Here is a 12,451-nt window from a genome sequence, read left to right on the forward strand (position 1 = left end):
CGGCGAAGACCACGCCCCGAGCATGGCCATTTTATGATGCCCGCGCAACGCCGCCCGCCGGCGGACCGGAAGGCAGGCGCCATGCGGATCAATTCACCCGCGAAATGCAGAATTCCACCACATCCAGCAGGGCGTCCTTCTGCGGCGACGGTTTCAGCGGCGCCAGCGCGTCCCGCGCGATCTCACCGAAATGCCGCGCACGCTGGATCGTGTCCGGCAGGGCGGCATATTTCAGCATCAGGCTGCGCGCCGTCTCCAGTTCGCGATTGCCGTTCTCGCCCTTCTCGATGCCGGCCTTCCAGAAGTCGCGCTCCGCGTCGGTGCCGCGCCGATAGGCCAGCACCACAGGCAGGGTAATCTTGCCCTCGCGGAAGTCGTCGCCGGTGTTCTTGCCGAGGTCCTTGGCGTTGCCGCCATAATCGAGCGCGTCATCGACGAGCTGGAAGGCGAGTCCGAGATTGAGGCCGTAGGAGCGAAGCGCCGCCCGTTCCGATTTCGAGGCGCCGGCGATGATCGGGCCGACTTCCGCTGCCGCCGAGAACAGCGCCGCGGTCTTGGCCTTGATGACGGCGAGATACTCGTCCTCGGTGGTTTCCAGGTTCTTGGCCGCGGCGAGCTGCATGACCTCGCCTTCGGCGATCACGGACGCGGCGGTCGACAGCACGTCCAGCGCGTCCAGCGAACCGACCTCGACCATCATCTTGAAGGCCTGACCGAGCAGGAAATCGCCCACCAGCACGCTTGCCTGGTTGCCCCAGATCATCCGCGCCGTCGGTTTGGAGCGGCGCATGTCGCTCTCGTCCACCACGTCGTCATGCAGCAGCGTTGCCGTGTGCATGAACTCCACGCTGGTGGCGAGCTTGACGTGGCCCTCGCCGCGATAGCCGAACATGTCGGCGGCGGCGAGCGTGATCATCGGGCGCAACCGCTTGCCGCCCGACGAAATGAGGTGATTGGCGACTTCCGGGATCATCTCCACATCGGAGCCTGCCTTGGAAAGGATCAGTTCGTTGACCCGCTCCATGCCGCTTTTGACGAGTGCGGAAAGCGCGGCGATGCTCGCGGCTTCCGGCTTGTTTTCACCGAGTGGTATGACGACGCCCAAGTCCTGGTCTCCAATTGCGGCGCCACATTAGAAACTCAGCCTTGGTCGGGCAAGCGGCGAATTGGCACGCAACGGACACGTCTTTTTGACTGTTCGTTGAAACTGCGGCTTGTTGACGGTCGGGCAGGGGCCTATCACAGGCGCATGGAAGAATTGATGCGCACAAATGATCCGGTGACGCTGTCCTTCGTGGAGTCGCTGATGCGCGAGGCCGGCATCGGATTTCTCGTGGCCGATCAGAACATGTCGATCCTCGACGGTTCGCTGGGCATCCTGCCGCGCCGTGTTCTGGTCGAAGCCGACCGCGTTCAGCAGGCACGGCGCATCCTGCGTGATGCGGGGCTTGAAGACGAACTGAAAGGCTGACCGTCATGGACGGGCCTCTCGTCATGGGCGTCGAGACCACCGTCGACGCCTTCCATCGCGGTGGCTTTTACCTTGTTCAGCCGGCCGAAGGCGCGCATCGGTCCGGCGTCGATGCAACGGTTCTCGCCGCCGCCGTGCCGGACGGCTTTGCAGGCATGCTGGCCGATCTCGGCGCCGGGGCAGGGGCAGCCGCGTTTTCCGTGCTCGACCGATGTCCGCAGGCCCGCGCCGTTCTCTATGAGACATCGCCGCTGATGGCGGCCTGCGCCCGCGCCGGGCTGGCGCTTGACGGCAACGGACATTTGAAAGATCGCGCGACGGTGGTCGAGGCGGATGTCGCGCTCGACGGCAGGGCGCGCGAGGAGGCCGGCCTTCCGCGCGATCATTTCGATTGGGTGATCGCCAATCCGCCGTTCAACGATCCGAAGGACCGCGCCACGCCCAAGGCGGAGAAGGCGGGTGCTCATGTCATGCAGGCGGATCTGTTTGCCCGCTGGATCAAGACGGCCTGCGCCATCGCCCGGCCGGGGGGCGGCCTGTCGGTGATCGCGCGCCCGAAATCCGTCGTCGAAATCCTGGAGGCGATGCGGGGCCGCTACGGCGCGATCGTGGTCCTGCCGGTCCATCCGCGACCGGGCAAGTCGGCTATCCGCATCGTCGTCACCGGCATCAAGGGCAGCCGCAAGCAGATGGAATTCGCGTCGCCGCTGTTTCTGCATGACGAGGATGGCGGCACGAAATTCTCCGCCCGCGCCCACGCCATCACCAACGGGCGTGCGACGCTCGAACGCTTTGACGGTTGCGGCGAAGCTTGATGTCAGGACATCTGTGAGACGCGCTAAACCTTGCCCTTGAGCGCGCGGGTCAGCGTCTCAAACGGGGCGCCGGTCACTTGCTGTAGAGGGCAAAGAGATCGGCGTTGGGGCAGAAGTCCGGCGCGGTGTCGCCCTTGCCTTCCAGCCAGTGCTGGCACTCTTCGCTTGCCCGGCACATCAGGCACCGCCGCGCCGCGCTTTCGAGGCCGTCGGCCGCGGCTTCCGTGTTCACGTCGAGCCGCTTCATCATCTCGCCCATCAGATGGGCCTGGCGATCCATTCTCTCGTTGATGCGGGCGAAAATCCCCATGACGCGATCCTTTCGAAATCTCGTGACGCGAGAAAGATCGCAGCTTTCCGGGAACAGTCTTTGATCCATGACAAGGAAATATGTAATTTCATATTTCTGGCCGCAGCTCCTTCCTATTGCCGCGGAAGCGCGGGCAGGGTGGTGTCGTCGAGCGTAAACGGGCTGTCCGATGAGAGCCCGCCGGGCAAGGCCGGAGGTTCGAACTCTTCAAACACGATATCGCCACCAAAGCCCGAAGGAAGGGCAGCGTCGGCATTGTCTTGAAATCTCAAATATTCGTTGTCGTAAGGACTGTACGGTTCGCCAGCGGAGTTGAGCAGAAGCTTGCCGTCCGCGTCGAGGCACAAAGCGTCGAAGTTGCCCGAAACCGTGCGGTCCATGCAGGTGCTCGTGACGGGATTGTAGAAAGCGCATAGGCCCCAATCGACGTCCCGCCCGTCATGATAGTAACCGACGAAGGTCTGCGTGCTGTCTATCACCGTCTCTGCAATGGCGGCTCCGGTTTGAACGGGGCACTCCGGCACTCCCTGTTCGTCGCTGCAGTCTCCGGTGTTGCCGGAACATGCTTCGTCGGGATTGATCGGGAGCACGTGGTTGGTGTCCGGCGCGCCATTCTCGTAGCCGCGCCATCCCTCCCGAGTGATGGCGGCAAGCTGCAGCGGAGTTGCCGGATCGGCGTCCAGCCGTGCATAGGGCTGCTCCTTGCCGGAAAGCGCGACGCTGACACGCACCCCCCGCGCATCGTCCGGAATGCCGCCCATGTCGACAACCTCGACGATCCACGCAGGGGCGGCCTTTCCGGCCTCGCCATGCAGCGGACGCGCGGTCCCGAATGTCAGGCCGTCGGCCTGGAAAAGCGGTGGCTCGAGGATGGGCCTCGAGAAGGTCGCGGTGAGAGACCACCGGCCGATCTTGTCGAAATCGTCGCGTGGAAGCGGTTGAGCGTCCGGCGCCAGCTTTTGGCGGCGCGGATTCGCCTCCTTCAGGGCCTCGAAACTGGCGCGCAACCTCGTCTTGAAGGCCCTGTCGTCCTCGAGCATCTGCCGTGCCGCCACCAGTTCGAAATAACGCGCCTTGTGGACGCCGGATTCGGCGGCGTGTTTCTGCATTTCGCGCGTCCATTGCCCGACCAGTTCGGAATGGATCGCGGTCGTGCCGATCTTCAGAAAGGTGGACACCACCGCCACCCCTGCCGCTGCGGCGCCACCGACCGTCTCCGCGCCGAGTTGCCCCGTGGTGCCCGTCGCGGCGGCTTTGGCCACCTGGTAGCTGTTGGTGAAGTCGTCGAAGCCGTTGGTCACGACGCTTTCCACCACGTCGTTGATGACGATGGGCGAATAGGTCACGGCCTTCTGGAAGGCGTCCTCTCCCGCCGCCCCCGTGATCAAGGCGGCCGACGCGTTCGTGACGTAGCCGGGCAATCCGTAATTCTGCCCCGCCGCATATGTCAGGCCCGCCTTCACCGGTCCCACCTCGGCGATGGCCTTGGCCAGATGCGACGCCGCGCGCTCGGCAAGCGCAGAATCGTAGCGCTGGAACACACTGCCGGCCAGATCCCTTGCGGTTTTCAGATAAGGCTTCTGTGACGCCGACCAGGTCGCCTCAATCAGTTCGGCGGCGATCTGCTTCGACCTGGCTCCCGCCTGTCGGAGAAGGGCGTCCATGCCCGCGCCGGCCGCTGCTTTCCTGGCGGCGCTCGACGACGCCGAGGCTGCCTGCCCCGCGAGCATGCCGATCATGCCGGGCGATGCGGCCGCCGACAGTCCCCCGGTCGCGAAGAAGGCGCCCGCCACGGCCGCGCCCTCGATCGCACCGTTCACGATCGCCAGATGAACGTCCGATTGCACGATGGTGTTGTCGAACTCCCGGGCGATCCGGTCTGCCGTCCGCCAGCCCTTGCCGACCGTGTCGAGCAATCGCGTCAGGTCGTCGATCTCGGCATCGAGCGTCGCGATGTCGTCGGTCAATTGCCCGATCGCCATCTCGTAGCCGCGCCGCATGGCTTCCGGCGTCTTGGCTCCTGGCGACGGGGACGCTTCCGCATCTGGCTGCCATTCGCCCACATACCAGTGCCTCTCGGGGTAGAGCGCTTCCAGCCGCACGAGTTGCGGTGGCTGCATTTGCAGCAGTTCCTTCAGATAGGTCTCCGAAACCGCGTTGAGCCGCTCGCGCGCGATCGCCAGTTCGCCCGCAAGCGGTCGTGCCGTGCCGTTGTTGGAGGCGGATGTCCTTTCGGACAGTAACTTGTTCCGCGCCGTCTCGATCTCGGACCAGAGCGGCTGATAGACATTGGGCGACCGCGCCTTGGTGCGCTTGTAGAGCGCCTCGTAGCGGGTCTGCAGCGATTTGACGTCTTGCTCGGCGTCCGCCACGCGGCGTTCCAGTTCCCGCTCGCGAAAACTGAGCGCCAGTTTCTTCGCGAATCGTGTCGCCTTGCCGATGTCGTCGGCGTCCCCCGGTCCGATGTCGCCGAAGCGCACGGCCTGCATTTCGTTGCGGGTCAGGCGCAGTTGAGCGCGGGCGTCGGCGAGGTTTGCGGTCTCCGCGCCCACCGCGTCGCGCAATCGCCGCAACTCGCCATGCATCGCGTCGATGTCATCGCCCATCGGAGCGCGTTCGCGGTCATAGAATTGCCAGTTGTTCGCCCATGCCGAGGCGGTCCGGTCCGCGCCCGTTCCGATGTTGGCCGCCTCGAAACGGTCCTGCAGCTCGTCGAAATAGGCGCGGAGCTTGAAATAGCTCGCCTCGGCCTGGGTGAAGCTGACCAGATCGGCCCGCACTGAGGCGGACGTGACAAGAAGGGCAAGAAAGGCGAAGGCTATCGCCGCAATACGATGCGTCATCAAATTCCCCAGACTGTCGCCCCTGCGGAATAGACAGCAAAATAGAACCGGTTTGCCAACCGCCGTATCGAGAAAACTTCTGTTTGATTTGCTCGGTCGAGGCTGCGTGCGGGTGCTAGGGACGGTTAGTCTCGCGTTCGATTTCCCGCCAGCCGATGTCCCTGCGGCAAAAGCCTTCCGGCCAGTCGACCATGTCGACGGCGCGATAGGCTTGTTCGAGCGCGTCCGTCACCGTGTCGCCCATCGCCGTCACGTTGAGGACGCGTCCGCCACTGGCGACGAGGTCGCCGTCCTTTTGAGCCGTGCCGGCCTGATAGATCGTGACGCCCTCCGGCAGGTCGGCCGCCTTCGGCAACCGGATCACGGACCCCTTCTCGGCCGATGCGGGATAGCCCGGCGCGCACATCACCACGGTGGCCGCGGCCTGGCGGCTCCAGTCGAGTGTCGATGTGACCAGGTTTCCGTCTGCCGCCGCCTTCGTCAGCGCCAGCAGATCGTCCTTCAGCCGCGGCATGATCACCTGGCATTCCGGATCGCCGAACCGGACATTGTATTCGATCAGCTTCGGCCCGTCGGCGGTCAGCATCAGGCCGGCATATAGCACGCCGGTGAACGGCATGCCCTGTTCCGCCATGCCGCGCATCGTCGGATCGATGATCTTCTCCATCACCTCCGCGATCAGCGCATCCGTCATGATGGAGGCCGGCGAATAGGCGCCCATGCCGCCGGTGTTCGGGCCGGTGTCGCCTTCGCCGACGCGCTTGTGGTCCTGCGCGGTGGTCAGGGGCAGGGCGGTCGTGCCGTCGCACAGGCAGAAGAACGACGCCTCCTCGCCCTCGAGAAATTCTTCGACCACGACCTCGGCGCCGGCCTCCCCGAACGCGCCCTCGAAACAGTCTTCGATCGCAGCGAGCGCCTCTTCCAGCGTCTGCGCGACGGTGACGCCTTTACCGGCGGCCAGTCCGTCGGCCTTGATGACGATTGGCGCGCCCTGTTGACGCACATAGGCCTTCGCCTTCGGTGCGTTGTTGAAGCGCCCATAGGCCGCGGTCGGGATGTCCATCCGGTCGCACAACGCCTTGGTGAAGCCTTTCGAGCCCTCCAGTTGCGCCGCAGCGGCACTCGGCCCGAAAACGGCGATGCCGGCGTCCTTCAGCGCATCCGCCAGCCCGTCGACGAGCGGCGCCTCCGGTCCGACGACAACGAGGCCGACGCCGTTGATCCGGCAGAAATCGATCAACTTGGCGTGGTCGGCGACGTCCACGACCACGCAGGTGGCGGTCTCGGCGATGCCCGGATTGCCCGGCGCGCAGAAGAGCGTTTCGAGAAGCGGCGAGCTCGCCAGTTTGACGGCCAGCGCGTGCTCGCGTCCGCCCGATCCGATCAGCAAAACATTCATGGCGCGCTCCATTGGAAGGTGCGGCTGCGGTACGACCCCGGTCGCCGGGGGTCAAGTCCAACCGGCCGGCCCTTGACCTTTGTCCGCTGCCTTGTCACCTGTGCAGCCATGCAGGACACCATCCAGTCACGCGAAGCTCAGGGCCGGGTCGCCGACGCGCCGTCGGGCCATTGGGTCTATCGCGCCCTTCCGCGCCGCCAGTGGCCCTACGCACAGCTTGCCCGCTGGGACCGGCCGATCGGCTGGTGGCTGCTGCTGTGGCCCTGCTGGCTGTCTGCGGCGCTCGCGGGCCTGGCGGGTGCGGGCGATCCGTCGCTCGCCTTCGCGCCCTGGCCGCATCCGTGGCATCTGGTCCTGTTCCTGATCGGCGCGGTCGCCATGCGCGGGGCAGGGTGCACCTATAACGATCTGGTCGACCAGAAGATCGACGAGAAGGTGGCACGCACCCGTTCTCGCCCTTTGCCCTCCGGTCAGGTGACGCGGCGCCAGGCCTGGGTGTTCCTCGTGCTTCAGGCGCTGGTCGGCTTTCTGGTGCTCATCCAGTTCAATCTCTTCGCGATCCTGTTCGGTATCGCATCGCTTGCCGTCGTGGCCGTCTATCCGTTCATGAAACGCATCACCGACTGGCCGCAACTCACCCTTGGCCTCGCCTTTTCCTGGGGCGCCTGGATGGGCTGGGCGGCGATCTTCGGCGAAGTCGGTTTGGCGCCGGCGCTGCTCTATGCAGGCGCGATCCTGTGGACGATCGGCTACGACACGATCTACGCCCATCAGGACAAGGAGGACGACGCGCTGGTCGGAGTGCGCTCCACCGCACTGCTGTTCGGCGCGAACACCAAGCCCTGGCTCTTCGGGCTCTATTCGGGCTGCCTGGTCTTGTTCGCGGGGGCGTGGTTCGCGGCCGGCGTTCCGGTCATGGCCTATTTCGGCCTCGCGGCCGCGGCGGTGCACATGCTGTGGCAGATCCGCGTGCTCGACATCGACGACGCGGATCAGTGCCTGAAGCTGTTCAAGGCCAATTCGTTTCTGGGCTGGCTGGTTTTCGCGGGCCTGCTGGCGGCCGCGCCGCTCGCCTGATCCCGCTCAGTCCCGCGCGATGATCTCGACGCCGTCGAGAACCATGCGGCAGCCGAGAGACCCCATGCGCCGGCGCGCCAGGAAGCGCGGACGCCGTTCGGCGAACATGGCGTGGTGGCGGCGCGGATGGCTGCGATCCTTGATCACGTTGCGGGCGCTTTCGTCGAGGGTGCGGGTGACCCCGTCTTCATCGACGATGAGCATTGGCAGACCCAGAAGCTCCGACCATTGCTGCCAGTCGCGGGCGATGCCTTCCAGATCGTGGCCGACATAGAGCGGCACGGTGAGTTCCGGATCCGAGTGCATCAGCTCCAGCGTGACGAGCACGCTTTCCGGCCCCGTATACATGGCCCGCGCGGCGACGCCCGAAAAGGCGTTGACCGGCAGGGCGATATTCAAGGGCAGGCCCGACACGTCGAGCTGCCGCTTGAGCACGCAACCATTCTGGTTGACCGTGATTTGCACGTCGCCCGCCTGGGTGCGGGTGGCGTAGATCAGTTTCTGCGGCAGCTTCGCCGGATCGAGCCTGAATTCCTGCCCGGCCCAGACCGGTTGTACGCCAGAAGCCATGTTGGACGCCTCACCTGTTCATCCCTGAGAGCTACGGGCGTTTTCGCCTCTGTCACTCTCGTCCCTGCATGCCGGCCTCTGTCTTTTTGTTTTTGGCGCCGGTGTGGATGTCACATTACGAGGTGTGCCCTGATGCCAGCCTAAGAAACAGCGTTAAAAAAGCCTGATCCGGGAAATGGTTAGCAAATCGGAACCGCGATCGGGCGTATTCGAGGCGAGTCCCGAAACGGGTCAATCGGGGACGATCACCTTGCCCGGATTCATGATGCCTGCAGGGTCGAAGGCGCGCTTGATGCGACGCATCAGGTCGAGCGCCACGGGCGGCTTCACCTCCGCCAATTCGTCGCGCTTCATCTGGCCGATTCCGTGCTCGGCCGAAATCGATCCGCCGAAATCGCCGACGATTCGATGCACCGCCGGTGTGATGACCTCGATCAGCGTCAGGAACACCGCCTTGTCGGCGCCGACTGGCTGGGAGATGTTGTAGTGTATGTTGCCGTCGCCCAGATGGCCGAAGGCGCAGATGCGCGAACCCGGTTCGATCGCGAGCACCGCCTTGTCCGCCGCGGCCAGAAAATCCGGCACGCGGTCCACGGGAACGGAAATGTCGTGCTTGATGGACCCGCCCTCGGGGATCTGGCTTTCCGACATGCCCTCGCGCAGCCGCCAGAAATCGGCGCGTTGCTGGAAGCTCTCAGCGATCACGCCGTCGAGCACCAGCCCGTGCTCCATGCCGTGTTCGAGCACGCTCTCCAGTGTCGCCCGCGCGTCCTCCTCCGACTGGCCTGAGGAGATTTCCATCAGCACGTACCAGGGATGATGGTCGGAGAGAGGATCGCGCACGCCGTCGACGTGGCGCACCGTGAATTCCACGCCAATGCGCGCCATCAGTTCGAAGGCGGTGAGGCCGTTGCCGGCCGCCTCGCGCGCCCGGCCGAACAGGGCCAGCGCTTCCGCCGGCGAGGGCAGGGCGATGAAGGCGGTCGCGAGCCCGGCCGGCTTCGGAAAAAGCTTCAAGACGGCGGCCGTGATGACGCCGAGCGTGCCTTCCGCCCCGATGAACAGGTCGCGCAGATCGTAGCCCGTATTGTCCTTCTTCAACTTGTTGAGCGCGTCGAGCACCTCGCCGGTGGGCAGCACGACTTCCAGCCCGATGCACAGGTCGCGCGCCACGCCATGGGCGAGTGCACCGGTGCCGCCGGCATTGGTGGAGAGGTTGCCACCGATCTGGCAGGAGCCCTGCGCGCCGAGCGACAGCGGGAACAGCCGGTTGTGCTCCATGGCCGCTTCCTGAACGGTCTGCAGCACCACGCCGGCCTCCACCGTGATCGTGTTGCCGGCCGGGTCGATCTCACGGATGCGATTGAGCCGCGACGTGGACAGGATCACCTGCCTGCCGCTCGCGTCGGGGATCTGGCCGCCGACGAGGCCGGTATTGCCGCCCTGCGGCACGATCGCCGTCCCCGTCTCGCTGGCCAGCTTCAGGATCGCGGCAACCTCCACCGTCGATCCCGGCCGGACCACGGCGGCCGTCTTGCCCGTCCAGCGGCCGCGCCATTCCTTCAGATAGGGCGCAGTGTCCGCCACTTCGGTCAGCACATTGGCCTCGCCGACGATGGCCGCGAATTGACCGACGATGTCGTTGTCCGGTGCGCTCATCCCTGCCTCATCCCTTTTCGCCGGTTTCCGGTCGCGGCGCGGCGGCGCGGGCCAGACGGTCGTTGATCGCTTCGCCCAGCCCGTCATGCGGGATCGGCTCGACGGCGATGCACGCCGCGCCATTGGCGTCCAGCCGCGCCATGTAGTCGAACAGCTTCGCCGCGGCCTCGACCGTGTCGCCCGCCTGCGACAGCACGAGCACGGCCGCCGCCTTGTCCGCGCCTTCGATCCGCTTCGGCCCGAAGCCGAGCAGCGCTTCGCCGGGTTCCACGCGATCGGCGTCGAGCCGCATGCGCGCCGTCGGGGCGTAATGCGAGGCGAGCATGCCCGGCGCCTGGATCGCGGCGCCCGTCTCGGCGCGCAGGAGCGTTTGGCCCGCGACGGCCTCGATCGCCTCGGCCGCCACGCCGCCGGGCCGCAACAGGCGAATTCTGTCGTCCTCGACCTTCACGATCGTCGATTCCACGCCGACCTGGGTCGCCCCGCCGTCGATGACCAGGGAAATCGCGTCACCGAGGCTGTCGGCGACGGCCTGCGCGCTGGTCGGGCTGATCCGGCCGGAGCGGTTGGCGCTGGGCGCGGCGAGAGGGCGGCCAAGGGCGGCGATCAGTTCCGCGCCGAACCCTTTTGGCGCCCGCACCGCGACCGTCTCCAGCCCCGCGGTGACCAGCGGATGGATCGCGTGGCCGGGCTTCAGCGGCAGGACCAGCGTCAGCGCGCCGGGCCAGAAGGCCTCGGCCAGGCGGCGCGACAGCGGATCGAACGTCGCGAAGGCTTCGGCCATGGCGATGTCCGTCACATGGCAGATCAGCGGGTTGAAGGACGGCCTTTGCTTGGCCGCGAAGATACGCGCCACCGCCTCGCCATTGGTCGCGTCGGCGGCAAGCCCGTAGACCGTCTCGGTCGGTATCGCGACGGCGTCGCCGGCCGCGAGCGCGGCCTTGGCCTGCGCCATGGCCTCCGGCTCGGCGGGCAGGATCCGGCATGGCTGCGCCTTCACGCTCTGCTCCAAAATTCACTCCAAACGCATGTTCCGGCGGCGATTGCTACACTTCGCTCCTCACCCGCGCAACGGCCCGGAGCGGCCCATAAAATTTGAGTGAAATCCAAAACGGCGTTGCAAGGCCCGCATGCTACCGTTTCGCCGGGTGATGAGAACATTCCGGGCGTCGAGCGCATTCCGGATTTGAGCATGTGGGGAACCGAACCATGACCAGACTTGGACTTGTTGCATCCGCGACCTGCGTTGCGGCCCTCTTGGCGAATGCGCCGGCGCGCGCGGACTACGTCATCGAGGAGGATCCGGCCTTTCCGTCGGTGATCTTCATCGAATTCGACCCGTCGAGCATGCCGAAGATCATCGTCGCGCCGCAGGCCGGCCAGTTCAACATGCCCTCGATCGGCGGACCCGGCCTGAGCCCGGACCAGAACTCGCCCGATCTGCAGAACGCCGACAAGCCGGACGACGACAGCGCGAGCGACGACCGGCAACAGGAGGAAGAGGACGCCGCGAAGGACGACGTGTCCGCTTCCGCCGACCAGCGCATCGAGCAGCGCCTGGAACAGCTTTCGGTCGACACGAGCCAGATCGAGGACGTCATCATCCAGAACGAGATCGACACCCGCATCCTGGAAAACGCTGACCTCCTGCGCTGACCGAAGCAGACGGTTTCAACACCTTGCGCCCGCGCTTGTCGCGGGCGTTTTTGCAAATAGAGATTCCGTTACGTAAGTATTATAAAATCTCGCGGGTTGATAAAGAAATGTAGAATCAATGCATTGCGAGCAAAATAAAGAATTGTTAGCCTTCGAGAAGGAGAATCAATTTCTGCTTATTTTTTGATCATTGAGGGGCATCATGTACAGAATCGTTTCCGCAATTTTCGCGTCCGCCGCTGCCGTCTGCGCTTTGACAGCGTCGGCCCAAGCCGAGCCGGTGGACTATGTCCAGGTTTGCAGCGAAATGGGAGCAGGCTGGGCCAGGATTCCAGGCACTGATCAGTGCGTCGATCTCGCCAGCCAGCCGGACATGAAGGCCGCCTACGACAATATCGCGATCTCCAATTCGCTTGAGGATCCCGATCTGCTGCCGGGCGAGAAGTTCGGCGTGCGGATCAACTGGGGAGCGGCCGGCGAGTCCCATGCTCTTGGCCTGACGGGCTCGGTGGTGCTCAACGAGGCCGCCGGCGGAACCCGCATCACGGCCTCCGGCGGCGTCGGCTTCGCCGGCGAGGAAGTCGGCGGCCGGGCAGGTCTGCAGTTCAGCTGGTAACGCGCGGGGAGCGGATGCCCGGGCCAGCCTCGGAC

The 12,451-nt window shown here is 65.3% G+C and carries 12 protein-coding genes; 5 read left to right on the forward strand and 7 right to left on the reverse strand.

The window, feature by feature from the left end; genetic code table 11:
• Positions 1-88 precede the first annotated feature (88 nt).
• Complete coding sequence (locus MRY80_RS16680) at positions 89-1,105, reverse strand: polyprenyl synthetase family protein (RefSeq protein ID WP_293292185.1); 1,017 nt, start codon at positions 1,103-1,105, stop codon at positions 89-91.
• A 144-nt stretch (positions 1,106-1,249) separates the two neighbouring features.
• Between MRY80_RS16680 and MRY80_RS16685 the strand changes: the two genes are divergently transcribed.
• Positions 1,250-1,471, forward strand: a complete 222-nt coding sequence (locus MRY80_RS16685; RefSeq protein WP_293292186.1) for a DUF2007 domain-containing protein — start codon at positions 1,250-1,252, stop codon at positions 1,469-1,471.
• 5 nt (positions 1,472-1,476) lie between these two features.
• A complete protein-coding gene (locus MRY80_RS16690) occupies positions 1,477-2,286 on the forward strand; it encodes a methyltransferase (protein ID WP_293292187.1) in 810 nt (269 codons plus the stop codon).
• A 73-nt stretch (positions 2,287-2,359) separates the two neighbouring features.
• Here the strand turns inward: MRY80_RS16690 and MRY80_RS16695 are convergent, their stop codons facing one another.
• The 3 genes from MRY80_RS16695 to purD all read right to left on the reverse strand — a co-directional run bounded on the left by MRY80_RS16695 (position 2,360) and on the right by purD (position 6,838).
• Positions 2,360-2,596 carry a DUF6455 family protein gene (locus tag MRY80_RS16695; protein WP_293292188.1) on the reverse strand — a complete coding sequence of 79 codons (237 nt, stop codon included), beginning with the start codon at positions 2,594-2,596 and terminating at the stop codon, positions 2,360-2,362.
• Between the two features lie 113 nt (positions 2,597-2,709).
• On the reverse strand, positions 2,710-5,439 hold the full coding sequence (locus tag MRY80_RS16700; protein WP_293292189.1) for a hypothetical protein: 2,730 nt from the start codon (positions 5,437-5,439) through the stop codon (positions 2,710-2,712).
• 115 nt (positions 5,440-5,554) lie between these two features.
• Complete coding sequence (gene purD / locus MRY80_RS16705) at positions 5,555-6,838, reverse strand: phosphoribosylamine--glycine ligase (protein ID WP_293292190.1); 1,284 nt, start codon at positions 6,836-6,838, stop codon at positions 5,555-5,557.
• A gap of 108 nt (positions 6,839-6,946) precedes the next feature.
• Here purD and ubiA point away from each other — a divergent pair, with 108 nt between their 5' ends.
• Complete coding sequence (ubiA, locus tag MRY80_RS16710; RefSeq protein ID WP_293292191.1) at positions 6,947-7,915, forward strand: 4-hydroxybenzoate octaprenyltransferase; 969 nt, start codon at positions 6,947-6,949, stop codon at positions 7,913-7,915.
• A gap of 6 nt (positions 7,916-7,921) precedes the next feature.
• Here the strand turns inward: ubiA and MRY80_RS16715 are convergent, their stop codons facing one another.
• The 3 genes from MRY80_RS16715 to MRY80_RS16725 form a co-directional block, all read right to left on the reverse strand.
• The gene (locus MRY80_RS16715; RefSeq protein ID WP_293292192.1) at positions 7,922-8,485 is read right to left on the reverse strand and encodes a DUF6101 family protein; all 564 of its coding nucleotides are present in this window, start codon (positions 8,483-8,485) and stop codon (positions 7,922-7,924) included.
• 231 nt (positions 8,486-8,716) lie between these two features.
• Positions 8,717-10,144: an FAD-binding oxidoreductase gene (locus tag MRY80_RS16720; protein WP_293292193.1), complete on the reverse strand. Its 1,428-nt coding sequence runs from the start codon at positions 10,142-10,144 to the stop codon at positions 8,717-8,719.
• Positions 10,145-10,151: 7 nt separating this feature from the next.
• On the reverse strand, positions 10,152-11,099 hold the full coding sequence (locus MRY80_RS16725) for an L-threonylcarbamoyladenylate synthase (protein WP_293292326.1): 948 nt from the start codon (positions 11,097-11,099) through the stop codon (positions 10,152-10,154).
• 254 nt (positions 11,100-11,353) lie between these two features.
• Between MRY80_RS16725 and MRY80_RS16730 the strand changes: the two genes are divergently transcribed.
• The gene (locus MRY80_RS16730; RefSeq protein WP_293292194.1) at positions 11,354-11,800 is read left to right on the forward strand and encodes a hypothetical protein; all 447 of its coding nucleotides are present in this window, start codon (positions 11,354-11,356) and stop codon (positions 11,798-11,800) included.
• Positions 11,801-12,002: 202 nt separating this feature from the next.
• Positions 12,003-12,416, forward strand: a complete 414-nt coding sequence (locus tag MRY80_RS16735) for a porin (protein ID WP_293292195.1) — start codon at positions 12,003-12,005, stop codon at positions 12,414-12,416.
• The last annotated feature ends 35 nt before the right edge of the window (positions 12,417-12,451 follow it).

Source organism: Oricola sp. (assembly GCF_022763245.1).
Classification (GTDB): domain Bacteria; phylum Pseudomonadota; class Alphaproteobacteria; order Rhizobiales; family Rhizobiaceae; genus Oricola.